28 protein-coding genes are annotated in these 22,015 nt (G+C 44.5%); all 28 read right to left on the reverse strand.

Annotated elements, in window-relative coordinates; all coding sequences use genetic code 11:
* Positions 1 to 2 precede the first annotated feature (2 nt).
* The 28 genes from GKR48_RS06560 to GKR48_RS06690 all read right to left on the reverse strand — a co-directional run bounded on the left by GKR48_RS06560 (position 3) and on the right by GKR48_RS06690 (position 21,830).
* The gene (locus GKR48_RS06560; RefSeq protein ID WP_154627487.1) at positions 3 to 599 is read right to left on the reverse strand and encodes a phage baseplate protein; all 597 of its coding nucleotides are present in this window, start codon (positions 597 to 599) and stop codon (positions 3 to 5) included.
* Positions 599 to 2,872, reverse strand: coding sequence for a lytic transglycosylase catalytic (locus GKR48_RS06565; RefSeq protein WP_154627488.1), 2,274 nt, complete (start codon positions 2,870 to 2,872; stop codon positions 599 to 601). Before GKR48_RS06565 ends, GKR48_RS06560 begins: the two co-directional genes overlap by 1 nt.
* Positions 2,862 to 2,987, reverse strand: a complete 126-nt coding sequence (locus GKR48_RS18005) for a DUF6889 family protein (protein WP_255425023.1) — start codon at positions 2,985 to 2,987, stop codon at positions 2,862 to 2,864. The genes GKR48_RS06565 and GKR48_RS18005 overlap by 11 nt, the downstream gene beginning before the upstream one ends.
* A 68-nt stretch (positions 2,988 to 3,055) precedes the next feature.
* On the reverse strand, positions 3,056 to 3,457 hold the full coding sequence (locus tag GKR48_RS06570; protein WP_129466021.1) for a phage tail assembly chaperone: 402 nt from the start codon (positions 3,455 to 3,457) through the stop codon (positions 3,056 to 3,058).
* The gene (locus tag GKR48_RS06575) at positions 3,457 to 3,897 is read right to left on the reverse strand and encodes a DUF3277 family protein (RefSeq protein WP_154627489.1); all 441 of its coding nucleotides are present in this window, start codon (positions 3,895 to 3,897) and stop codon (positions 3,457 to 3,459) included. Before GKR48_RS06575 ends, GKR48_RS06570 begins: the two co-directional genes overlap by 1 nt.
* Positions 3,898 to 3,904: 7 nt before the next feature.
* A complete protein-coding gene (locus GKR48_RS06580; RefSeq protein ID WP_154627490.1) occupies positions 3,905 to 5,368 on the reverse strand; it encodes a DUF3383 domain-containing protein in 1,464 nt (487 codons plus the stop codon).
* 3 nt (positions 5,369 to 5,371) lie between these two features.
* Positions 5,372 to 5,917, reverse strand: coding sequence for a phage neck terminator protein (locus GKR48_RS06585; protein ID WP_154627491.1), 546 nt, complete (start codon positions 5,915 to 5,917; stop codon positions 5,372 to 5,374).
* On the reverse strand, positions 5,910 to 6,296 hold the full coding sequence (locus GKR48_RS06590; protein WP_154627492.1) for a head-tail adaptor: 387 nt from the start codon (positions 6,294 to 6,296) through the stop codon (positions 5,910 to 5,912). Before GKR48_RS06590 ends, GKR48_RS06585 begins: the two co-directional genes overlap by 8 nt.
* Complete coding sequence (locus GKR48_RS06595) at positions 6,296 to 6,805, reverse strand: hypothetical protein (RefSeq protein WP_154627493.1); 510 nt, start codon at positions 6,803 to 6,805, stop codon at positions 6,296 to 6,298. Before GKR48_RS06595 ends, GKR48_RS06590 begins: the two co-directional genes overlap by 1 nt.
* The gene (locus tag GKR48_RS06600) at positions 6,802 to 7,212 is read right to left on the reverse strand and encodes a DUF4054 domain-containing protein (RefSeq protein ID WP_154627494.1); all 411 of its coding nucleotides are present in this window, start codon (positions 7,210 to 7,212) and stop codon (positions 6,802 to 6,804) included. The genes GKR48_RS06595 and GKR48_RS06600 overlap by 4 nt, the downstream gene beginning before the upstream one ends.
* Entirely contained in the window at positions 7,181 to 7,555 is a 375-nt protein-coding gene (locus GKR48_RS06605; RefSeq protein ID WP_154627495.1) for an STY1053 family phage-associated protein, read from the reverse strand. The genes GKR48_RS06600 and GKR48_RS06605 overlap by 32 nt, the downstream gene beginning before the upstream one ends.
* A gap of 39 nt (positions 7,556 to 7,594) precedes the next feature.
* Complete coding sequence (locus tag GKR48_RS06610) at positions 7,595 to 8,542, reverse strand: DUF2184 domain-containing protein (protein ID WP_154627496.1); 948 nt, start codon at positions 8,540 to 8,542, stop codon at positions 7,595 to 7,597.
* Positions 8,543 to 8,552: 10 nt separating this feature from the next.
* On the reverse strand, positions 8,553 to 9,056 hold the full coding sequence (locus tag GKR48_RS06615) for a structural cement protein Gp24 (RefSeq protein WP_154627497.1): 504 nt from the start codon (positions 9,054 to 9,056) through the stop codon (positions 8,553 to 8,555).
* Between the two features lie 10 nt (positions 9,057 to 9,066).
* The gene (locus GKR48_RS06620) at positions 9,067 to 10,335 is read right to left on the reverse strand and encodes a DUF2213 domain-containing protein (protein ID WP_154627498.1); all 1,269 of its coding nucleotides are present in this window, start codon (positions 10,333 to 10,335) and stop codon (positions 9,067 to 9,069) included.
* A gap of 50 nt (positions 10,336 to 10,385) precedes the next feature.
* Positions 10,386 to 10,934: a phage head morphogenesis protein gene (locus GKR48_RS06625; RefSeq protein ID WP_195848231.1), complete on the reverse strand. Its 549-nt coding sequence runs from the start codon at positions 10,932 to 10,934 to the stop codon at positions 10,386 to 10,388.
* Positions 10,935 to 11,001: 67 nt separating this feature from the next.
* Complete coding sequence (locus GKR48_RS06630; protein ID WP_154627499.1) at positions 11,002 to 12,459, reverse strand: DUF1073 domain-containing protein; 1,458 nt, start codon at positions 12,457 to 12,459, stop codon at positions 11,002 to 11,004.
* A 216-nt stretch (positions 12,460 to 12,675) separates the two neighbouring features.
* Complete coding sequence (locus GKR48_RS06635) at positions 12,676 to 13,986, reverse strand: PBSX family phage terminase large subunit (RefSeq protein WP_048606777.1); 1,311 nt, start codon at positions 13,984 to 13,986, stop codon at positions 12,676 to 12,678.
* Positions 13,986 to 14,723, reverse strand: coding sequence for a terminase small subunit (locus GKR48_RS06640; RefSeq protein ID WP_154627500.1), 738 nt, complete (start codon positions 14,721 to 14,723; stop codon positions 13,986 to 13,988). Before GKR48_RS06640 ends, GKR48_RS06635 begins: the two co-directional genes overlap by 1 nt.
* A gap of 75 nt (positions 14,724 to 14,798) precedes the next feature.
* Entirely contained in the window at positions 14,799 to 15,200 is a 402-nt protein-coding gene (locus tag GKR48_RS06645) for a hypothetical protein (protein ID WP_154627501.1), read from the reverse strand.
* A 265-nt stretch (positions 15,201 to 15,465) separates the two neighbouring features.
* On the reverse strand, positions 15,466 to 15,987 hold the full coding sequence (locus tag GKR48_RS06650; RefSeq protein ID WP_154627502.1) for a hypothetical protein: 522 nt from the start codon (positions 15,985 to 15,987) through the stop codon (positions 15,466 to 15,468).
* Positions 15,974 to 16,156 (reverse strand): hypothetical protein, encoded by a 183-nt coding sequence (locus tag GKR48_RS18150; RefSeq protein WP_154627503.1) that lies wholly within the window; start codon positions 16,154 to 16,156, stop codon positions 15,974 to 15,976. Before GKR48_RS18150 ends, GKR48_RS06650 begins: the two co-directional genes overlap by 14 nt.
* Entirely contained in the window at positions 16,138 to 16,608 is a 471-nt protein-coding gene (locus GKR48_RS06660; protein WP_154627504.1) for a lysozyme, read from the reverse strand. The genes GKR48_RS18150 and GKR48_RS06660 overlap by 19 nt, the downstream gene beginning before the upstream one ends.
* Positions 16,608 to 16,877, reverse strand: a complete 270-nt coding sequence (locus tag GKR48_RS06665) for an HP1 family phage holin (protein ID WP_004912034.1) — start codon at positions 16,875 to 16,877, stop codon at positions 16,608 to 16,610. Before GKR48_RS06665 ends, GKR48_RS06660 begins: the two co-directional genes overlap by 1 nt.
* A gap of 38 nt (positions 16,878 to 16,915) precedes the next feature.
* Positions 16,916 to 17,965, reverse strand: coding sequence for a DNA-methyltransferase (locus GKR48_RS06670; protein WP_154627505.1), 1,050 nt, complete (start codon positions 17,963 to 17,965; stop codon positions 16,916 to 16,918).
* Positions 17,966 to 18,099: 134 nt separating this feature from the next.
* The gene (locus GKR48_RS06675) at positions 18,100 to 18,303 is read right to left on the reverse strand and encodes a TrmB family transcriptional regulator (protein ID WP_154627506.1); all 204 of its coding nucleotides are present in this window, start codon (positions 18,301 to 18,303) and stop codon (positions 18,100 to 18,102) included.
* Between the two features lie 202 nt (positions 18,304 to 18,505).
* A complete protein-coding gene (locus GKR48_RS06680; RefSeq protein ID WP_154627507.1) occupies positions 18,506 to 19,285 on the reverse strand; it encodes an antitermination protein Q in 780 nt (259 codons plus the stop codon).
* A complete protein-coding gene (locus GKR48_RS06685; protein ID WP_154627508.1) occupies positions 19,285 to 20,265 on the reverse strand; it encodes a DUF7146 domain-containing protein in 981 nt (326 codons plus the stop codon). Before GKR48_RS06685 ends, GKR48_RS06680 begins: the two co-directional genes overlap by 1 nt.
* Positions 20,262 to 21,830 (reverse strand): DEAD/DEAH box helicase, encoded by a 1,569-nt coding sequence (locus tag GKR48_RS06690; protein WP_154627509.1) that lies wholly within the window; start codon positions 21,828 to 21,830, stop codon positions 20,262 to 20,264. Before GKR48_RS06690 ends, GKR48_RS06685 begins: the two co-directional genes overlap by 4 nt.
* Between the last annotated feature and the right edge of the window lie 185 nt (positions 21,831 to 22,015).

The raw sequence follows: 22,015 nt of genomic DNA on the forward strand, positions 1-22,015 counted from the left end.
ACCTAACGAATAACATTTAACATTGTTTCTAATGCGCTCTGATTTACTGGCTTAGGAGTTACCGTACCTCTGTCAACAGTCCCACCAGTCACTTCAGGCATTTTCTGGTTTTCCAGAGGGGCTACATTTTTGCCCTTGGTTTCAACAATGATCACCTGCCTTAGCGTCAGAGTGACCAAAAGGACATTTTCACTGGTATTGTCCGTGGTAACTTCTATCGCACGGATCAGCATATTTTTGTAATCACGCTTACCGGTGATCACATCGAAGGGCTGTTTAGTTGCTCGTAGGTCTAACAACTGCTGATAAATTTCTCGGGGGCTACTTCCCAACTTTAGCCCCGTTGAAACATCAAACATGGTGGATGTATCAAAACCATCAATCAGCGAACCACCACCAGCAAAGCCAATTTCCATCACAACTTCAGAGGGCCTATCGAAAGTATGATCACTGACCGTGAACCCTTCACCTCCCGGAACTTGAACAGGATGTTCCGTAATTTCAGAGCTATCAGAGTGCTTTTCTGATATCACCACGCTGGGGACTATCATGCCGATTTTTCGAGTGCCTTGAGAAAATAGCGTACCTAAAATATCCATTAACCCACCTTGTTTTCGAGATTTCTTGAAAGTATTTGATACTTACGCCCAACACTTTCAGCGGTTAGTGATGCGGCTTCGTGGGGAGATGAAACGCCCGTCACGTTGATGTTATTCACTGCATTAAGCACTATTTGCTTAGATGAACTGGAGTCATTTCGAATGAGGTACTCTGGCACAAACTGCCCTGATTTTCCCATGCTACCCAGATTTGATGCGGCTCGGTTCATGTTTTCCGCGTTGAGATTTATCGGTGCAGATGGTTTGATTGTTGGGTCAGGCGCCCCTGTGATAGCTGCTGTGACCAGTTCTTTTGAGTATGGAAACTGATTTGAGTTTTCGACAAGTGACATAGCTCTCATCAAAGCATGCATCACATCGGGATCGTTTAAATCAAGTTTCTGATTACGCTTAACGTTAAGTTCTTCACTCACTCGTTTAATGTACGCTTCGGTATCATTGCCTTTATGGGATTTAGGCGCCCAAAACTTAATGATATCTTCAACCGTTTGAAGCTTTTGATATCCCGCTGCTTGAGATGTCCCATTGAAGTACATCATGAGCTGCCTTGCGTTCGCTCGAATACCGTCATACGCCGATTCAAAGGAAGCAAAAATACTGCCCTCTTTTTTCGATGCGCCACGCTGTTTAGCATAAACCAAGTTAAGCGGATTATTGTTACGAATGCCTTTCGGTGCTTTAGTTCCCGCAAAGGACAAACCACCTGAACTAGAAATTCTTTTCCCTAACTCACTATTTTTAACAGCATCCCATGTATTGCTTAAACCACCATTTTTGAAGTCCAGCATGTCACCAATGACACCAGAGCCGGGGATAATTCCCGTCTTCATCAAGGCTTTTATTTTATCTTCCGTGCTAGCGTCTGGATCTTTCAGAGTAATGACGGCTTTGGCAACGTTGCCCAACTTATCCCCAGCGGTATCAATAAGTTCATCAAGGTTCTTGAATCCCTCGTCAATCTTATCTGTCAGCTTATCAAAAGCCAGTAAGGCGCCGCCAACGAGTAATCCGGGCAAGCCAAACATCCTGATAAATCCCGCACCAACCTTGGTTAATGTAGCCAGAATGCTAAGCATCCATTTACCACCAAGGAATAAAGCAAATCCCCAGAATACAGTTTCCCAGCCACCAATCATCTCTACAAAACCAGAGGCCCATTCCCATATCTTTTTCAGTGATTCCGTCACCGAGTCGATAGTGCCTTCCCACTCCGACCAATCAATGGCCGACTTACCGCCCTCTTTCCATGTTTGGTAGTCATCCCACAGCAAAAACAGTGCTGTCAGTGCGGCTATCATTAGCCCTATTGGTGAGGTCAGAAATCCCTTATTCAGCGCCCACCAAGCCGCCAGTACAAGACCAAAGGTTTTAATTAGTCCTTTACTGGATTCATCGAGTGTATGCCACCAGCTAATTAAATCTCGGATCCCTTTTACTGCCCGATAGACAAGATGATTAAGTATTTCTGAGAGCGTCAAAATTGCTTTAACAACTTTCAAGATGATTTTTTCAATCGTCGGAAAGTTTCTAATCAATAGTTCAGTGAAACGCTCTAAGCTGGGAGTCAATACACGCGCAAGTTCGCCACCGATTTTATCTTTCCCGATCCCCATAGCAGCGCTTAGTTTTGAGAATTGCGTCATAAACGCGTTCCCTTGCTTCGCTGCAAGATCAGGGTTATAACCGATGGCTTTCATCATCATGGTGTATTCAGAGGAATACCCATGTAAACCACGGCGCATAGCCAATAAGGTGTTTTCGTCAATCCCCAGCGCTTGCCCGAACGCGGTCGCGCGATACATTGGCATTTTCGATAACCGATCACCCACTAATGCAACCAGTGAAGCGGTATCACGGAGGTTTCCATTTGCATCACGAGTTTGCACGCCGATGTTTTTTAGAAAACCCTCACCTCCTGGTGTATTACGTAAAAATGACCCTAATCGCTCAACGGATTGATTAAACCCATTGATATCACCACCAGCCTGTTTAACCGCATAACCCAATGATTTAATGCTATTAGCTGTCGCCCCTGTTCGCTGTGCTTGCCAATATAAGTCATCAAGTCCTTTCGATATCTGTGTCGTAAAGCCAATAATGACAGCGGCTAATCCCTCTACCGCCGCACCGGCTTTAAATGCCGTTGAAGTAACCTCACCCAATACCGAAGAGAATTTTTTCGCCCCTGATTCATCGACGTCAAAGCCGAGCGAAACAAGAAAATCACGCATTGTTTCAACGTTATTGCTCATTACGATACCTTTCTATTTGCGCTTCGTTCTCGGCTTCAATATCCAGAAAGTCATTCATCAGGGCGATATCCGCAAGGGAAATCGTGCCATCTAATAACGACTCATATTTACACATGCCCTTACCCACCGGACGCATCAGAAAATAGCGGCCGTTAGGTAAGGTTTCGAGTTGAAGGGGGTTAGTTAGATTGACTCGTCGGTCACGGCTGGGGTAGGAAAAAAACTGCTAAGCGACTCCTGAATCACATAGCCAACAATTTTAAACAGGTCAATGCCGTTGATATCGTCATACATCAGCTGGCCATTGGAATAAATCACGGACCATGCATCCCCTGATTTACGACTGACAACCGAGAGACAGATATCATTAATTTCAGTGCGTTCTTTTTTACCCAACGCACGAACCGCCTCAGAAATAGCCGGTAGCACATCCGTTAAGTTATCTTGACTGAAGCTTTTACCTTTGTCTTTTAACAGTGGCGCCAATGCACCAAATGCAGGAACCAACGCAAAAGCGAGATCTTGCTGCTGAAACGCATTTAACTTACCAGAGCGATAGTCATTACCGTTAATTGTGAACTCCATTAAAATACTCCTAGCTGTGTATCAATTTTACCGCAATCAAATACCCAAGAAACGGTATTACCCACTTTCGCATTCTGCCAATCCGGGATGCGCTTGAACGCAACTGAGCGGCAAACTGCCACATCATTGCTGGCTTTATTGCGAATGGTGATTACGTTCTTCCCCCAAGTGGAAGACGAAAACTGCTGCAGGTTGTACATCATGTTTAACTTGGCATTCGTCGGGCTCGTTTTAAGTAACACGACCGTTACGGTACCGCCTTTTCCTGCGTGCAATGAGTGCATAACTTCACCGTCCGCGCCAATGGTCATAGTATTTTTATCTTCTGCCATTGAAACAGTGATCCCTTCTTCGGACGTTGCCGCGCCGTAGCCGAGTTCAAATAAACCACCCACCCCCACGATGGAGGCGGATACATCCATAAAAGAATATGTAGACATGAGTCACCTATCGATTCACGTTGATAATAATGTCGCTGTAATGAATAGCACCGGCAAGCTTGATAGCACATTGCAATACAGGGGCTTTACGTGCTTCTCGGTCAGATTGAGCTTGTGTTGCAACCGGTGGCGCATAGATATAGCTTCCTTTAGTTAGCATCGCGCCTGTCGTTAATGCACCAAACTCATCACCATTCCATACACCAGGAGCAACTAACCCATTCGTTGCAGCTTGGTCGAGTGATTGCTCAACATTGGTGATAAGCGAAGTTACACCTTCATCCGTTTGCGGGATTTTGGTTGTGCGAGTGTAGAGCAAGTTAAACAAGTTGGTTTGCACATAGTTTTGCAACCAATCAAGCCCGTGACGCTCATCGATAAAATCACCGTTGGCCATAACCCCTTCTTGGATAATGGCGGTGTCATTGTTGTAATTTACGAATACATTACCGCTTTTTGCGTTAATGGATTTTGCTTGCGAAACAGTGAGTGTTTCAGCCGTCACGGTCGGCTCTTGTTTGAATTTCAACGTGATTGTGGTGTTATTACCGTTGAAATTAACCGTAAACATACGACCAAATAAGGAGGCAACCGCATAAGGTTTACTGGACGTATATTGCCAGAACGTGCGCGCATACTTAGCTGCTTTGAGTTTTGAACCAATATCGGTATCCACATCTGCATCAAGAACCGTCGTTTTCATGACCGTGTGGCCGTAAACTCGCGACAGTGATTCGGCTTCGATATAATCCGCAACCGCCAGCACATCATCATCACTCAGGCTTTCATCAGCGATAACTAAGCCATACCACGCACCGGAAATATCCGCCATTGTCACCACGGCTTCTAATACTGTTTCAGGCTTCTGAGGTGAAACAATTAACGCGCCTGCGCTTTCATCGCACTTCATCAAGCCACCAAGATAAGTTCCGGCTGAACCCGTCGTAAAATAACCAATCTCCCCCGTTTTGGTGAGCGTGATAGTGAATCGCTCACCTGTCCAGACAACCTCTGCATCGGTCAGTTTTTCAGAGACTCGTGCGGCAACCCCGTTAAGGTTGGTTTCCTTGGTTAAGTCTACGCCGATAACGGTCGTTTCTTTACCGGCTACAGTGATATTAAACGAGCCATCCTCAATGGTATTGAAGTTTGCCATCGCTTGTTCTGTTTTCGTCAGTATCGCACCACGTAATACCGCCAGCGTGGCTGTTTTGTTCCATTTACCAATAAACAGGTCAACAGGACGAGGAGACTGTGAATAATACAGTTGAGCGGCTTTATACTCGGGTGAATCTACACCGAAATCTGCCACAACCGCATCAAGTGTGCTGTATTGACGAATGCGCTCATGCGCATCAATGACGTTACTGGCTCCGAGAATAAGCAGGGAGCCAAAATTACGAGACTGTGCAGCACGCGCAGCCATATTCACCGTCACATTGACGATGTTAGAAACAGGTAATCCCTGCATAGATTATTCTCCAAAGAATTTAACGGGGGCGTCTACGATTGTTTTAATGCCATACTCACGGATCACTTTGCGGCGTAATGTCACCGTAATGTCGTAACGTCTTACCCATTGATTGTTGATAAGCTCAGGGGCGGGTCGGATCCGACCGCAATCGATATAAGAAAGGTTAACTCGAGACAATTCAGCATTATTCTGACTAACAAACAAACCATCACGAAATTGAGTGGCTATGCGTTGCCCTTGCGGGCCATAAAAGCAGCATAAGATTTGTATGCTTTCATGTGACCATTGCTCATGATGGTGTTCGGAAAGCTGGACAGCGGCGGGACTGTGTTCATTATCAAAATCCATAATCCCAAATGCGCACCAGTTTGTACCTGCAGCGGGTATTTTGGGTTGCGTTTCTGTCCATCGAGGCAGCACCATTTTTGCGGGAAGTTCTGAGACTGCTCTTATCCATCGACTGATTTGCCGTTCCAGTTCTTCATCATAATCGGGGGTTGCCCCTGTTGGTGTTAGATACCCAGATGAAGTGCTGTCATTACTCAATAGGCAGCCCTCCGTCAAATTCCATCAATTCACAATGGGCCTGAACAAATCCAGCCCCGTAAGCTGTATAGGGGTCAACAAACGTGACGCGATACTTTCGTCCTTGATACGTGACGATATCGGCGTCAACACCTTGATAACCTTGAGTTAGACGAAACTGAGTGACAATTAAGATTGCACCACCAATGGCTTGCCCTGCTTCCATCCGTTTTGCTTCGAGAGAACGGTCAACGGTCACAACACCTGCAAAGGGTAGGTTTTGCGTGCTGTTTTTGGTGAATCCATCATCATCAGTTGCTTGAATACTTCGATGGCAAACCAGTGACATATCGACAAAATCAGGATCTAACAAAATTTCGCTAACATCGAGTAAAGGCATTATTCCCCCTTATTTCTGACAACGTAGGTGATGGATTTAAGTAAGCTACTGGTGTCATAGAGTGGCTTTTCACCGTCCATCCCTTTAGCTCTACGTTTCTGTAGCGTCGCTTCTGAAAGTGGCTCAAGCCGATCACCATCACTGATAACCTTCTTAGCCGCATTGGAGGCAACCATACCGGCTCGTTCCAATTCCCGCTGAGCGGCTTCAAAATTGCCTGATATGGCGTAATCTGCAGCAGCGACTAAGTGGCTAGAGGTGATATCTCGCGTATCTTCAATTCCCATATCGAGAAACGGGCGAGGCGGCAATGTCACCGTTTCACCACCGATACTGATTGTTGCCCCTGTTGACTGTAGATAGCCCAGTTCAGCATTATTGAGGTATTCACCATCATCACGTTGTGCCTTGTTAGCGGGAATACCCACCAACACATCCATGTTTGATAGCTTTTTAATCGTCTTCAAAATGGCATCAGCATTATCCCGAGTTATCTTTACGCCACTCATAACAATTGCCTTCCACCAGCGCCAAACATCGACCACCACCAATAAAACTCACGACCGTAACCCGTGTTATTCCAAAACCCCGCATCAGGATTAACCGTGCCGGACGTGTCATAACCCACAGAAACTTTATCAATCGACTTGGAGGAGACAACACCGCCGCCTGAACTATTCACCCCGCCCCCCATAGCAGAGACTGCCAGTGAGCGTCCTTTTAGCTCCATATAGTGAGCCGTGAACAGTTCGGATAGATAAACAAACTGATCACCGTGCTTATCTTGGTCAAGCAAGGTATCAGCAAGTCCTAAGTAAAAACTGATTGAGGTATCGGGATATTTGGCGGTATCGGTGAATTCAGGGAAGTCAGCGCGGAACTTATCAACTGTCGGCAGAAGACTGTTTCTTGCCATCAGCAGCCCCCTGTTTTTTATCTGATTTAGTTTCTGCTGAGGATGCCGCTTTCAGGGCTGTGATTTCATCAGACTGACTTGCAATGAGGTCGTCTTTTTCTTTCAGTGTGGCTTTCAGGGCTGTGATTTCTTCTTCAAGAGATTGAATCTTAACGCCCATGTTTTTGCTTTCTTCTTCTTTTTGCAACTCAGACTCATCAAGAAGTTTCGCATATGCTGAAAACGCCCAATGCTCTGTCACTTGCTTAGAAAATTCAGCGCTATCATGAATGCCTTCGAGCAAATCAAAATGAGAGCCGTCAGGAAAACTTAATTTAGCACCTTTAGCAACGATATATTTCATCGTGTAACTCCAATAAAAGGGCGGGTTTCCCCGCCAACATTAAGCGGCAGGAATATCCAAATAAGAGATGGTATTTGAATAAGGCGTTTCCACTTGACCTAACTTACCGTAGTAAACAGTCAACTGTTGCATGCCGCGATACTCAAGTGGCGTATTCAGCAATGGAACCATCGGGAAGCGAACATACTTCTCATCTTGGGTATACGCGACGATACGGTGAGCGCCACCAGCACCACGCTTAGAGGCAAATTTCATCGAAACGATTTCTAATGGTTCACCGTTCTCTTGGAATGCAATGGTGTTAATTTTCACGTATTCCAAGACAGAGATATTACCTGCTGAAGAGACTTTTTTACTGGCCAGTAAACCGAAAAGCTCAGGCGCTAAACCAATTTTACCCGGGCAGACTGCATAACCAGAGCGCACCCACGCATCCGTCAGGACGAGGTTAATATCCTGCACAATAACATCGGGGTCTGTGGTCGCTGTCCACGCCGCCGCAGCGGCAACAGGTGACACGCTTGGTAAATTGAGTAAGCCTGGTACTCCTATCTCAGAATCACCGATATACACTTGCTCATCAGTATCCATTTGCCATTTCAGCTTCATGCCTTCATATTTTTGGGTATCAATAGGACGCCCTAATTTTTGAGCGGAAGCCAATTCTAAAACTGTCCAGCCCACTTCCTGTGCCCACGGCGTCAAGTTGTTACGAGTTGGATCAATGCTTAGTTCAATACCGGCGATCGCGGTACCTTTTTTACCCATCCAGTTTTTACCGTTAGGGTTTGGGCCACCGACACTAGCGAAATCGGTATTTGTAAATGAAGATACTTCATCTGCAATCGAGATATCGCTGCGCAATGGCATATCTCGCGTCCATTTTACTGACGTTAACGGTAAGTTTAACGTCTGATCCATCCGCTCTAATTCGCCAACTAAAAATACACCGGCTGAGTCGATGGTTGCTCTATCAACTGTAAACATTCAATACCCCTTAGATGTTGTAAGCAATTTCAATGCGGCCATCAGCTTCACCCGGCCCCATAATTTCAGCATTCGGTAGCTGAGGTGTGTTTTCTGCTGTTGCGTCAGCCTTTAAAACAAACGAACCAATCGGACTTGCTTCACTGCCACCCGCAACACGAACAAACACCGGATCGCCTTTTTTCGCATTCAGTGCATTTCCGCCTGTCGCTTTAACGCAGATATAACCTCGCTTGAGATTGTCTGCTACTTGGTTAGCCGTAATACCTAAATGGGCTAAGTCCGTTAATGACGTGATTGGGTAAGGGCGAACTAAAATGCCTTTCACCTTATCTGCAGTGTCACCCTCTTGGAGTGGCACGAACTTGTCTGAATCGTATTTACCCACCAGCCCATAACTTAAGAATGGCTTTTTATTGTCCAACGTAACGGCTTCTACTGTCGATTCGCGAGGACGAGTAATACCCCCGACAATGCCGATTGGCATGCGGGTTAAATATGCATTTCCTGCCATGTGATTACCTTTATTTGTTTTTCTTCCAGAAATCAGCGTTAAGTTTGTTAATTTCCGCTGGTGTCATGTGTTTTGTACGCGCTGCACCATCAGTGGTAGAAATACCCTGATTGATAGGGGCAATATGATTTTTGGCTTTATTCAGGGCTGCTGCCGCAGTAAATACCGCATCAACCGTTGCTTTAGGCGCTTTGTTAAAATCGGTAATACCAAACGCTCGGAGGCTGTCACCTGTGCGCATAGCATGGTCAAGCACTTGACGCTTGAGTCCTTTGTCACCCGTTGGCTTAAAGCCCGGACAAATGATTTCAGCATCCGCAATGAGGCTTCGACGGTAAGCAGCATCACCTGTTACCTTCTTGTCCTCTTCTTCGTCGTCATCCCCTGTTTTGGTGTCATCGTCAGGATCGGTATCGGTCGTTTTGCCTTCTAGCTTATCTAAACGCGATAAGATAGCTTTTGCCCACTCGGGGATTTCATTATCACCGGTCTGATTTTCAGGCTTATCTTTGTCCTCATCGGTTGTGGTACGCTCACCAACGGGTAATGCGGTAGCCTGCGAGGGGACATTAATATTAATAGTATGTCCGGGGACTGAACTCAGCCCATCAGACGGCATATCAGGTGCTTCGTCGATGAGTTGCTGTAACGCTGCCTCATCTTTCGTTTTAATTGCAGTAGCAAGACTCTTAAGCCATTGAATCACAGGCTTCTCCTTCTTTTTGGTTGGGGCTGAATCCCCGATAGAACAACGAGCACCCGCCCGGCCTTTTTCAAGTCCAACAGCCAAGTGATTGCCCGTGATTTGATATTGTTTCCCTTTGCCCGGTGATAGCTGCTTGTATTGCGCATCATAGCCACAACTGACCTCAATCAGCCCCGCATTGATAGCGTCAATCGCTTCTTGCCGTTTAACCAACACATCCGCAATGAGTAGGTCTGATTTATCACCTACCCCTCTACGAACATTTTGAATATGACCATGCGCTAATTCGGCAAAATTAGAGGGATTAACAAAAACGATGTTGCCGTCTTTATCTTCTGGATGTCTTAGTGTGACCGCGACACCTTCAAATGAAGCCATTGTTTCTTCTGAAAACACTTCGTCTTCAGTTCGATACACCGTCACCATTCCACTAGCATCAGGCTCTAATCCGATTTCTTCGGGTAAGTAGACCTGTGAGCCAGTACGCGCAATGGGAACGTTTTTACACAGCAATGAGCCATCAGGCTGGAGATATCGCGTTTCCCCCAGCTTAGTGACAAAAAAATATTTCATGCTTTACCTGCCAAATTGCAGACAATAAAAAAGCCGCGCTAGGCGACTTGTTAGGTTCTGGCGTTCGGTACATGTACCTCTGACCAGCATTTACAGTTAGGTAGACATCCCGCATGCCCGGTCATGCCATCTAGCGTAGGTGGGTTATGCCAATAAACGAATTTATCACGCATTTTCTTGTGTGACGGACGGGTGCCTGCGCCCTCGATACGCCACCAATATCCCTCTGAGCCAATAGACAACGCTCTTGCTTGAGTGAGTGCGCCTGTAGCTCGCCCTATTTCAGTTCTCGCGATGAGCTTCGCTCTACTGGATGCTACGCTGCCCGTTTCCATGATCATCTGATACAGCGCATCAGGACGCTCACCGTTGATAACCGCTTGAATTGCTCGTGACTGAATATCTTGAACACGTTCAGCGGCTTCAATCGGGATTGATTTCATTAACTGAATTTGTCGATAGACAATATCTTGAGCCACTTGACCGACTGACGTATTACCAACCACATCACGCAACCCCTCCGATATTTGCTCTGATACAGATCGCCACTGCCCCCACTCTTCACGCTCAACTTGTGAGAACATTTTATGGGCCACCAGCGTAGACCATTCATTCAGCATGTGGGAATAATCAATTAAATGGTTGGTGATAATGTTTGAGCTATGCTCAGAACCATCGTAAGAGCCAGTGACGATTTGGTTTATCTGGCTGACTATCGCCTGTAGGCTTTGTTGATATTGGATCTCCGAACGACGGCGCAGTGCCGGTTTCAAATTCATCCGTCTCCCACTGGGCTTTCGCATCTTCAATATCCTTGTCTGTGATTGAACCACCAATACCTATCACATCAGAAATGTTCCGCAGGTCATTCATGGCGACATGAATAGGGATAATCTGTCGGTCTACCAATGAACCCAATGCCGTAGCGATATTGTTTGCCATTGTCGCTCGGTCTGCATCTGACATATCCCAAAGCTTATTAAACTCAAAGGTCAGGTCTTCCGGTAATTGTTCGCCAAATAATGAACGCCAAGAAATATCCATCAACCAACGAATATGCCGCCTTAAGTGTCGCTCTTGTAGTGAGTTGATACGGCTGTAATAGTTTTCTAAGTCACCATCACCCGTACTGAACCCAGAGGGAGATTGACCAAACAAACGTACAAGGGGAATGCCTGTAGCGCCTGATACTTGTTCAGCGAAGCGCAATATGACATCAGCGATACCTGAAAAAGAATAACTATGAGTGGCGAATTCATCGTCTGAATCCATCAACGTCATGCCCTCAATCGTTTGAAATTCGCGGATCATATCTAAATGCCGCATTAACCCTTTTTCTAAGTCACCACCGGTTGCCAGTATCTGTCTTAATCCCTTGATGCTGTAAGTTCTAAGGTGTGCTTTATGAATAAGCTGAGTTGTTCCCGCACTGGCGGTATCAAAACCTTGTATTCGCTCAAAAATACGCTCTACAACCGACATCCCCCAGCCATTCTCAGTGAGTGCCTGCTGATAGGGTAACTTGTCGCCTTCCATACGTATTGCGCGGGAATAGTGAATCTTCCAGCCTTGCGCTTCGTTATTACCTGCTATGACTCTGTAAAATTTCGGCTTTCCAAAATGTGGACCATATTCTGTCACTAAATCATCATAGGTTGGGTCTAACTGCCAGCGGTCAAGGCACATAACGCCCTTAAACTGCCCTTTATCCACCGTTTCTAAATTCAGTTCCGTCGATATGTCTTGTCCATCAATGAGGACAACAAGAATTGCGCCACCATAAAGGCGAGACCATTTTAACGTATCGTTTAGTCCATCCCAGATAGCTGCGTTATCCCAGAAATTCTCAATCTTACCCTTTTGCGTTGGCTTGAGCCTTGAGCTAATACTGACGCCTTTTCGGGTCATATCATCTGCAATCGCATCAACACCCGCGCCAACTAAGAATGATGAACGATAAGCAAATTCGAGCATGGTTCGGTTACGGGTAATGTAACCGGGAACATAAGTACCGCCCGTTTGAATGTTCTGTGTTTCAGGCCCGATTTTAGCTTGGAAGTTATTGTACCCGTCAGCTGTTTTAACGGGCTTTTTTGCGCCGTTTCGGCGTTGCTTACGAGACATTTAAACCTCATGATAATTTATTAAAAAGGAGGGCTATTTAACATAATGGTGCTTATGTGCATCGCGACTTTTGAACTCAATTAAAATGTCACCTATAACGGGCAAAAATAGATGCTTTCTCACTCTAAATCGCCCGTTATATTGTTATTGACTTGTTAATAAAAACCAGAAATCAATTTCGATGCCATTTCAATTTGAAAGCGCTATTTCTAGCAATTAAGTCTGTTTACCCAAGGAAGCCCAAACACCCAGATCACCTTCGCTTGTAATGTAACCATCAAGGGAATAACGAACCGCATCCCAGCAGTGGTTATGCTTATCTTGCACTACAGGTAAAATCTCACCCGTCATTCTGTCTACTTTATAAGAATACAGCCGGGCTTCTTCTAACATGTGCTTGCATCGAGGATGAATAATGATTTCCTCAAAGCCTTTAAGATATGCGATACCATCTTCAACACTACCGGGCCATTTAGTTGCGCCATCAATAACAAAGCCTTGGCGAGATAAATAACTTATTGTCTCTGGTCGGCTGTTATCTGCATGAATAGGCCACTTCCTTGACTGAGGTATACCAGGATATTTCTTTTCGTCGCTCTCTTTCCACTGTGTAAGCTGTTCCGCAGTTGCCCCATCTTTACCAGCGTAGAACTTCCATAGTTCATCAAGTTCAACACCTACTCCGTATGCCTCATATTCGATATAAAGCTTACGCCCTATAATGAAGCAACGAATTAATGTGCTGGGGTCATTGGCAAAACCGAAGTCACCACCAAAAAAGAGGCGATCTGCCTGTTGCCACAAATCATCAGGGAACATTTCTTCTCGATACTTACCAGAGAAGATAACAGCCTCACTGATTGCTCGAGGTAACCCCAACCAAATGTGCTCATAAGCTTCATAATCAACGCGCTTGCAATACTCCATTTCATGACGAAGAACATCAGGGAAAAAAGCATTATCGCTGTAATTAACACGAAAAATAATAACGCCACCGTCGGGCGGGTCAGCTTCGTGTCGCTTCATTAACTGATAGGTTGGATCTGTTTCTTCGCGTGGGTTAAACGACACCCACACCTCAGATTTATTAGCTCGAACAGTAGGGCCTAAAATATCCCAACTATCTTGTGATACTGTTTGCGCTTCTTCTACCCAACAAACACGAATGCCATGCATCGACTTAATGCTGTTGATATTGTTGCGTAACCCTTTAAATGTAAATCGAGTTCCGTTCAGCCCTTCTATTTCATTATTCTTCACTTTGTAGAAGTGAGATAAACCAAGGCTGTAGATTTCAGACTCTAACAATGCCAATACAGAATCATTAATAGAGTTTTGGAACTCACGAGCGCAAAGTATCGTCATTGACTCATTAGCACCCAACAATACAAGCGCTCGGGCAATCTCTACGGATTTACCACCACCGCGCCCGCCATAAGTCCAGCGCCAACGAACTGAACCTACCGGCTTATCGTATAGAACCGAGGGAACCCAATCGCTACTAAACGAATAAAGAACGCCATCAATTATTGTTGGGTGCTCTGCTTTCCCTCTCGTAGTTTCTCCATATGCGCATCCCAAACTTCAGGGGGGCATGTCGCTGGAGTAACGATGCAAACCTTTCCATAACTTAACCCGGCTAAATCAACGTTCACCTCTGTTTTATTGGTGCTCATTTCAATACCGGTTAGCTGTGCGGCGTTTTTTATGTTTGGCGCTACTTGACCAAACTTTTTATCCTGCAGAGCATCCTGCGCTGCTTTGTATGAGAGGTCGGCCAAGTCTTTAGCATTGAATGTGACAAGTAACGCGGCTTCTTGGCGCAACTCTCTAATGCGCCTGCGAACATCAGGACGCTTTAATAATATTGGGGCTTGAGTGTCTGCTCGCGTTGGTGAGTATCCTGCGCAAATTGCAGCATCTTTCTGCGTCATCCCTTGCGCGATATTTTGTGCAAAGCTTTCGTGCTGAGGCTTTAATATCCCCGCGGTTTCCGGCGCTTCATTCTGCGAATTATCTAGATGTTCATTTTGCGTAGCATTAGTGCTAGGTGTTCTTTGCTCAGTTTTGCGAATTCTTTTATTCGCAGTTTCATTCGCACTTTTTTTTTGCGAATTCGCACTACCGTTCGCAATCTTAATGTAGCGCTTAGCAGTTGAGTATTTTAACCCTTGTTCTTCGCACCACTCTTTCGGGGATATTCCTGATTCGGCATGAGCGGCGAGGAACTGTTGTTGTAGCGTCCCCCAATCCGGTTTAGCCATCGTGTTTATCTCCTGTATAAATCTCTATCAACGCCACTCTATGAATGACGTTTGTAGAAAGCTATTCAATGAATGCTAATACGTTAGTTCAGACTCAACTGAAATCATGTCTGCTGCATACTTTAGTGCTAATTCACGAGCTTCTCTTGCTGTCTTATCATTTAATGGCTTACCCAGCATCTCGCTATTCACTCTTTCAATAATAGACTCAATGTCCTTATCGCTAGGTGTGCGGAAAAGCAATCTAATGTGCCGCAGATTTTCTTTTCTTTCGTCCACTACGGCTATCCCTTTAATGGCAATATCCGCTCCAAACTCACACTTCAAGGCAAAAGAAAGATTGTGCTTAAACTCTTTTGAATCAACTTGCTTCTTAGTAAAACCAAATTCTTTACCATATGTACGACGTTCAAGGCGGGTTTCGCCATCGCCTATTGGTTTATAAAAAACCACCATGACATCAACTGGGTTATCCATACTCACATCCTCATAGTTAATAAGAAAGCTCACTCATAAAAATAAGCTTTTTGATTGACTACCATAAAGTAAAGCGGTCTCTCCCGCAGTCACGTCATTTCTTCTACCCACAGCAAACGTTACTGTGATATGCCCGACAAATAACCAAAACGGTGGTATTCATTGTTTTTGATTCTCGGTATGCGCTCACTACATAAGGAAGATAGGTCATAGCTAACATATGAGACAGCGACAATGCGACGCGTTCCTCATCATGGGAATTAGATTAATTATCCTGTGGTTTTTTCTTAGCTTGCTCTATGGCGTCAAGTTGCGTATTCGCTTTATCGATGGTTCTCAATAAAGGATCTATCCACTCGATAGCCTGACAATATGTTAATTTTCTGGCGGTAATGGCACCAACACCTGCTGCGTCAATACGCTCGGGATTTCCATACAAGGCGCTGGCTCGTAAACGGTATGTGTAGTTGAGCAGCCCATCAGTAACAAACTGAGGCACAACAAGATCACAAGTAGGCTCTTTCTTGAGAATGGTTCGGTATTCAATGACTTTCTCCTGCGATTTCGCTTCAGATAGAAGCCCATTGCGGTATGCTGTACTGATTAGCTGATTGATGCGGTTGAACTCAAATGATTGACTGGCAATTATCTTGCTTTGATTTGTATTGTCCTTTTGTAGTCTCTCATTCTCTTTTTCAAGTAGTTTGTTGTTATCGTGAACAGTAACAACCCACCAGCCCATTCCTACAACCATAATGAATAACCAGAATGATTTATCGAATTTCATAATTCACCTGCTTACCCTTGTAGTGATCGATAGCTTTTTGACAACGCTTTTCTAAACTGGCTTTATCAATACCGCATGTGTTGTCAGTGAGTCTGTAGGCACCAGATACAATCATTGATATCGCAAGCAGCATAAAGAAAATTACAGCCACTATAGGTTTCCATGACATATAGCAGCCTCCGCATCTCGACGGTTTACAAGTCCACGCCATACCTTACCACCAGCATAAACCCACTTTTTAAGCTCTTCACATGCACCATATTGATCACCTGCATTTAGCTTTTTAAGCATTGTCGACTTAGCAAATGCGCCGGTACCAACATTGAATGCAAATGAATACAGTGCGGCTTTTGTGTAATCGTCAGTTGGCACCTGAACCAATTTATCTACCTGCTGCTTTGTTCGCTGAAAGTCTGACTCAAGCAATTCATTACATTCATCTTTGGAGTAAATTTTATTAGGGATGATGTCCTTTCCTGTGTGGCCATAACAAACCGTCAGTACACCGCCTACGTCTTCATAAGGCTCATATCTAACACCTTCAAAATGCGCAATCACTGTTAAAGCGATAGCCGTAGCCCCTGCGCTGACAAGCACAGTTAGTTTTTGTTTGAGTGACATTAGATATCCTTTGGTGCTTTCGCCATAAGTTCAGCGGCTTTTCGTGCTGTAGCTGAAGGGTTTTGTGGGTCTGTCTTATTGACCAGATCTTCAAATAAACGAGTTCGCTTTCGTTGTTCCCGCCTATTCATGAAGAAAGTCGCCAAGCCTAGGATGATGCTGAATGCCATCCCAATAATAAAACCCCATTCATAAAGCGATAAGCTTGCAAAGAATGCTGTAAGCCCAGCACTACCGTAGGCTGCGTTGCTATATTTATCCATACGCATGATTTCACCCCCTACGGAGTGCCCGAGTTAATTAAAAATTAGAAACTGGAGGTTTTATTTATCTCCATTTTGGTCTGCTCAAATCTGTCGGTTTCTAGTTCAACTCCTATAACTCGACGATTGAGTTTTAATGCTGCTTTTATTGTTGCGCCAGAACCCATGAAGAAATCAGCCACCACATCACCCTCGCGGCTACTGCTATTGATAATATGTTCCATCATCGCAGCAGGCTTTTCACATGGATGTTTACCGGGGTAATACTGTACTGGTGGATATGTCCATACATCAGTGTAAGGAACATCAACAGTCACAGTAAATGGGCGCCTTAGTAGCTGGTATTGCTGGGATAACTCATGATATTCACGATTTAGTAGCTTTTGTTCACTGACTAAATCAGCGTGCTGGCGGCTTAGTGGGTTGTCGCTGAACTGTTTTACCGCTACTTGGTTAAATAGCTCTTGTAGCTTCAAGTAGTCCGACTCATTCGGTAATTGCCATTGACTATAGCCAAACCAGTGAGAGGCCATCTGCTTTCCAGTGGCCCGATGTATTTCCTTAGCCGTTATGCCTAATGAGTCTCTTGCTTGTTTAAAATACTCAATCAACGGACGCAATGTGTTTTCTTTCAACTCTCTGCGTCGCTGAAGATAACCACTGCTTTTCCCCTTGTAAGGGCTTTGATAGTGTTCAGCAAACAAGATCCGCTCTGTCGCAGGAAAATAACTTCTCAGGCTTTCTTTGTTTTGTCGTCTCCACGGACCCGATGGTTTAGCCCAGATAATATGGTTAAGTACATCGAACCGCTCACGCACTAATAATTCCGTATCAGCCGCCAGCTTTGAACCACAAAACATATATAAGCTACCGTTTGGCTTCAGAACGCGCCAAAATTCCGCAAGCATTTCATCAAGCCAAGATAAATATACAGTGACGCTTTCCCACTGATTATCCCAATTACATGACTTAACCTGAAAATAAGGCGGGTCAGTTGCAATTAGGTCAATACAATTATCGGGAAGTGTCTTTATGTAGCTGAGAGAGTCGGCATTGACTAAATTTATACTGTTTAAATTCACAGTGTTTTTCATAGATCAGGAGAACCTTTTTTGATAAGCTCTCGTTGCTTTGTGCACACAAGCAATGGGCTTTGGTTTGTCCGTGATCCGTTCAGAACGGGCGAATGGCTGGTAAGGTGATACCAACACCCACCAGCCGCCCATTTTCACAGTTGGATATTTTGAAATGTGTTTTCTTTGATGTTTTCTTCTACTAATCCAGCCATTGCTAACTGCGTTAATATCAGTTGGCACCGTGGCTGTGCTAGTCCAGTCACTTGGGAAACCTCACCCGCCGTTACCGCCTCCGAATATGGAGTGGCTTCAAAAACAATTCTCGCTTCTTGTGTTATATCACTCTGTTTTAACATGATATTTTAAAACCCATGGTTAGTTATTGTGCATAACTACACATGTAACTCTGACTAAACGTAACAGCAAGTCTTATGTTTATTTCGGGCATAAAAAAACCCCGCATTGCGAGGTCTTGAGTTTTCTTAATGTGACTAGGTATAGAATGTCCATTATTAGAAGATAATAAGCCAATTTTATGCAAAAATCAAATCCATCTACTTATTTAGTGACTTTGCTAAATGCCTGTTCTGCTGCGCTTTCTTCAATGAAACATTTACCAGCCAGCTTTTCATAAAATGGCTTCCAGTTGCGTGACCATGACGATTGGGTTAAATCGGGTACTAGGTGCTTTATTGCATTGTAGGCTACTGAAGATGGCACACGGTTGAAACCTTTACCCGCGCAACGAGGGCAATCCTTAAAAATCGGCACCCCTTGCAACTCGGTTTGTATTTCATCTAATACTTTACCTCGTCCCTTACAGCGGCATCGATGCGCTATTTGCCCCTTTCCATTACAAGGCATGCATAATTCTTCCACCTTTTCGTTTTCAATCCATGGCTCAATAACCACTGTTCCATCTAATCTTGTTATACCAGGATGTTTAATGACGTCCTTATGACTATAAATGAGTCCTTTTCCGTTACATGCTGAACATGAGAAAACGGATCCTGCTGAACGGGCATAATCTTCAAATGCCATCTTGGCCAGAACAATTAAACAGTAACCCAGTTTCTTACCCGCAGCTTTGCGAACTAGTTTAGGTGCTACTTTAAGTGCATATTGAGTTAGCGCCTCTACCGTAGAAAACTTATCTTCTTCGCTGACATCATTTTTAGCCAGAAAAGCCGTCATACCAAACTTAGCTTGTGATTCAGTCATCCCCATAGCTGCCATGATATCCGTTCCCGTTATTCGGTCAGGGGAAGTGCAACCTGCTACATTGCCGAATGTAGGTGACTTAGGGTGAAAGTTTTTAAGTGCATTTTCGAGTTTCATTAAGCCGCCTCTCTCTGTTTCCGAATAAAAACACGTTCTCTTGCGTCACAGCCTTGTGTGAGCATGTCGTTAAAATCGTTTAAGTCTGGCCATCTCACGCTTACTTTTTCGATATCGTTATTTGCCACTAGGTTTTTTTTAGCGCATTCATAAGCTGCCGCCTCACCCGTTGCGCTCCAGTCATTGTCAGCAAAAATAATCAGGTGCTTAACACCTTTTGGAGCGACAAACTTCGCCATATGTCCAGCATTCATTGTTGACCAAGTATTGACGCCATAGATTTGCTTACAGGAAAGTGCAGTTTCGAGCCCTTCAGCGATCCCCAACGTTGAAGCTACGGGGAACATACGGATAGCGACGGAACTTGCATACTCTAAGTAGTTATCCTCCTGTAGCGCATCCATTCGTTTGACCAGAGATAGCCGCGCTTTTTTATCGCCTTCTAAATACGTCCTATGCAGGTAACAAAGCTGCCCTTTTGAGTCTGTTGCAAGCGACCAGATAGCTTGAAAGCTGTTAGGGTTATGTTTTACGGGTTGCTTGTCACAAAATTTAACCTGTTCACTCGGCAGCTCATAGATACCGCGATTGTGTAGATATTTCGCTGCTGAGGTATCTTTCAGTGATTTTAGGTTTGAATAGCACTTGATGATCCGATCTCTAAACCCTGCAATTGAGGTATCTTTAGTTTGTGGTTTAGGTGCTATATTTTCTCGATGATTGCCAAGAAGCATGTCCACTTCATCAGCGAGAACTTTAAAGCTCTTACCTTGCGTTTTTTCCAATAGCTGAAAGCCAGTACCCGAATCACAAGTGCAAATCCATGTACCCAGCCCATTTTTATCATCAATGCGAAACTTGCCTTTTCTCTCACATAATGGACACTTGCCTTTAAAGTGTTTGCGCCCAGTTATAGGGGGTAGCCCGTAGTGCGCAAAGATTTTTGCCCATTGTCCTTTTGCGGCTTCAATTGTATTCAAAGTAATGCTCCTTGCTGTGGTGTGTTATTTTTTAACTGACCTTTAATACGAGCGAACTGCTCTTTTGCTTTTTGCTGACCTTTTACGAAACGGATCCGCTTATGTTTAATAAAATTGCTAACCTCTGGTGTAATCTCTTGAGGAGTGCTGTGTAGCCCATAGGGGAATACACCGAACTTTTCTTTAAATGTGTGACCTACCCACCCGTCACTAATCGGCTTACCTTCAACCGCTCTGACATTTTGGTAATATTTAAGTTGGGAATAGAAACTTTGCTTTTCTTGCTGGGTATAAACTTTTTCAGTCTTACCTAATTTTTTGATGTTGCGTGTCGTATCGACTTCTACGTCTTCCCCAGCGAGTGGCTTAAATCCACATTTAGGGCAAACGTAAACACCTGCAGGTTTCATGTAGTGGCATGAGGTACATTCTTTCGGTTTCTTCTCGCGTTTTTCTTGCTCACGAAAACTATTAACCTCTTTCATGCCATCATTTTTGCTTGGTAGTTCGTCATATTCGATATCATCAGGAAAGCCTAAGCGGTGGACTGAACCGGAATGATCAAAGATGAGGCATTTATCTTTGCCTGGTGCTTTGCGTAATCCGCGACCAAGGCACTGAACCCAGCGAATTTCCGATTTAGTAGGTCGGGCGTAAATGATGCAACGAACATCACTATCAAAACCCGCTACAAGCGTTCCGACATTAACAATGATCTTGGTTGCACCCTGTTCGAAACGATGAATAATGACTCGGCGCTCATCATGTGGCGTATCAGCTGTAATGACTTCTGCATTTACCCCCGAGCGATTAAAAGCAACAGTGACATAATTTGCATGGCTGACAGTGACGCAAAAACAGATGGTTGGTAGGTTTTCACCATTAGCCAGCCAGTTATCAACCACGTCGCCAACCAAATCCGCACCTGACATAATTTCAGCAATTTCAGCCTCTTTATAATCACTACCGAATTCCTCACTACGAACTGATTTCACTTTTGATAAATCCGGCTTTGTTGGTGCGTAAAATTCGTATTTACTTAGATCCCCACGCTGAATAAGCTCCTTCATCGTCGTAGGTTTAATCAGCCTTTCATAATATTCCCCAAGAAATGGGGAAAAAGGTGTTCCAGACAGCCCTATTACTTTGAGGTCAGTATCACGAATGACTTCGAGTATTTTCTTACGGCGTAAATGGGCCTCGTCGATGATGAGTAAATCAATGTTGTCAGGAAACTCACGACGAATAACCGTATCTGCTGAGGCAATTTGGATTAATTTTGTTGGGTCATAATTGGGATGATTAGCCCAAACAAATCCGATTTCTTCCATTGGTATGCCATACTCTTGAAAACGCTCCGCTGTTTGGGCGATCAGGTTTGTATATGGCGCACAGAACATGACTCGCATATTGCGCTTGATGTAACCGTTTGTGATAAATGCCGCTAGTCCTGTTTTACCACTCCCTGTTGGGCTATAAATCATAAACGTGCGGTTTTGCTTCCAGTGCTGACGCAACATAGCTAAACCGCGTTCCTGTGCAAAATTAGGTGTAATGTTTAACATCCGTTCCTCACTTGAATAATTTACCCTGCCAAGGACGAAGCCTTTGGAAGATTTATCATTTAGCCATCTAAACGGCTGGTGGGATTTATAACCCCTATAGTGATCTATATTTAAGATCTAACTCCTTCCTTGGCAGTGCCTTCCCTAACACCCCTTTCAAAGATCACCCCCCTTACCCCCCTAGA

It is taken from the genome of Providencia sp. wls1943 (genome assembly GCF_009706275.1).
Classification (GTDB): domain Bacteria; phylum Pseudomonadota; class Gammaproteobacteria; order Enterobacterales; family Enterobacteriaceae; genus Providencia; species Providencia zhijiangensis.

Coding starts and splice junctions, on each gene's coding strand:
- GKR48_RS06595 (WP_154627493.1), bottom strand. CDS start 6,805: ATGAGTGGCGTAAAGATAACTCGGGATAATGCTGATGCCATTTTGAAG.
- GKR48_RS06600 (WP_154627494.1), bottom strand. CDS start 7,212: ATGGCAAGAAACAGTCTTCTGCCGACAGTTGATAAGTTCCGCGCTGAC.
- GKR48_RS06560 (WP_154627487.1), bottom strand. CDS start 599: ATGGATATTTTAGGTACGCTATTTTCTCAAGGCACTCGAAAAATCGGC.
- GKR48_RS18150 (WP_154627503.1), bottom strand. CDS start 16,156: ATGTCATGGAAACCTATAGTGGCTGTAATTTTCTTTATGCTGCTTGCG.
- GKR48_RS06675 (WP_154627506.1), bottom strand. CDS start 18,303: ATGTTAAAACAGAGTGATATAACACAAGAAGCGAGAATTGTTTTTGAA.
- GKR48_RS06580 (WP_154627490.1), bottom strand. CDS start 5,368: ATGCAGGGATTACCTGTTTCTAACATCGTCAATGTGACGGTGAATATG.
- GKR48_RS18005 (WP_255425023.1), bottom strand. CDS start 2,987: ATGTGTAAATATGAGTCGTTATTAGATGGCACGATTTCCCTTGCGGAT.
- GKR48_RS06610 (WP_154627496.1), bottom strand. CDS start 8,542: ATGTTTACAGTTGATAGAGCAACCATCGACTCAGCCGGTGTATTTTTA.
- GKR48_RS06620 (WP_154627498.1), bottom strand. CDS start 10,335: ATGAAATATTTTTTTGTCACTAAGCTGGGGGAAACGCGATATCTCCAG.
- GKR48_RS06640 (WP_154627500.1), bottom strand. CDS start 14,723: ATGGCTAAACCGGATTGGGGGACGCTACAACAACAGTTCCTCGCCGCT.
- GKR48_RS06570 (WP_129466021.1), bottom strand. CDS start 3,457: ATGGAGTTCACAATTAACGGTAATGACTATCGCTCTGGTAAGTTAAAT.
- GKR48_RS06575 (WP_154627489.1), bottom strand. CDS start 3,897: ATGTCTACATATTCTTTTATGGATGTATCCGCCTCCATCGTGGGGGTG.
- GKR48_RS06690 (WP_154627509.1), bottom strand. CDS start 21,830: ATGTTAAACATTACACCTAATTTTGCACAGGAACGCGGTTTAGCTATG.
- GKR48_RS06660 (WP_154627504.1), bottom strand. CDS start 16,608: ATGTCACTCAAACAAAAACTAACTGTGCTTGTCAGCGCAGGGGCTACG.
- GKR48_RS06630 (WP_154627499.1), bottom strand. CDS start 12,459: ATGTCTCGTAAGCAACGCCGAAACGGCGCAAAAAAGCCCGTTAAAACA.
- GKR48_RS06650 (WP_154627502.1), bottom strand. CDS start 15,987: ATGAAATTCGATAAATCATTCTGGTTATTCATTATGGTTGTAGGAATG.
- GKR48_RS06645 (WP_154627501.1), bottom strand. CDS start 15,200: ATGGATAACCCAGTTGATGTCATGGTGGTTTTTTATAAACCAATAGGC.
- GKR48_RS06605 (WP_154627495.1), bottom strand. CDS start 7,555: ATGAAATATATCGTTGCTAAAGGTGCTAAATTAAGTTTTCCTGACGGC.
- GKR48_RS06615 (WP_154627497.1), bottom strand. CDS start 9,056: ATGGCAGGAAATGCATATTTAACCCGCATGCCAATCGGCATTGTCGGG.
- GKR48_RS06565 (WP_154627488.1), bottom strand. CDS start 2,872: ATGAGCAATAACGTTGAAACAATGCGTGATTTTCTTGTTTCGCTCGGC.
- GKR48_RS06590 (WP_154627492.1), bottom strand. CDS start 6,296: ATGCCTTTACTCGATGTTAGCGAAATTTTGTTAGATCCTGATTTTGTC.
- GKR48_RS06680 (WP_154627507.1), bottom strand. CDS start 19,285: ATGAAACTCGAAAATGCACTTAAAAACTTTCACCCTAAGTCACCTACA.
- GKR48_RS06665 (WP_004912034.1), bottom strand. CDS start 16,877: ATGCGTATGGATAAATATAGCAACGCAGCCTACGGTAGTGCTGGGCTT.
- GKR48_RS06670 (WP_154627505.1), bottom strand. CDS start 17,965: ATGAAAAACACTGTGAATTTAAACAGTATAAATTTAGTCAATGCCGAC.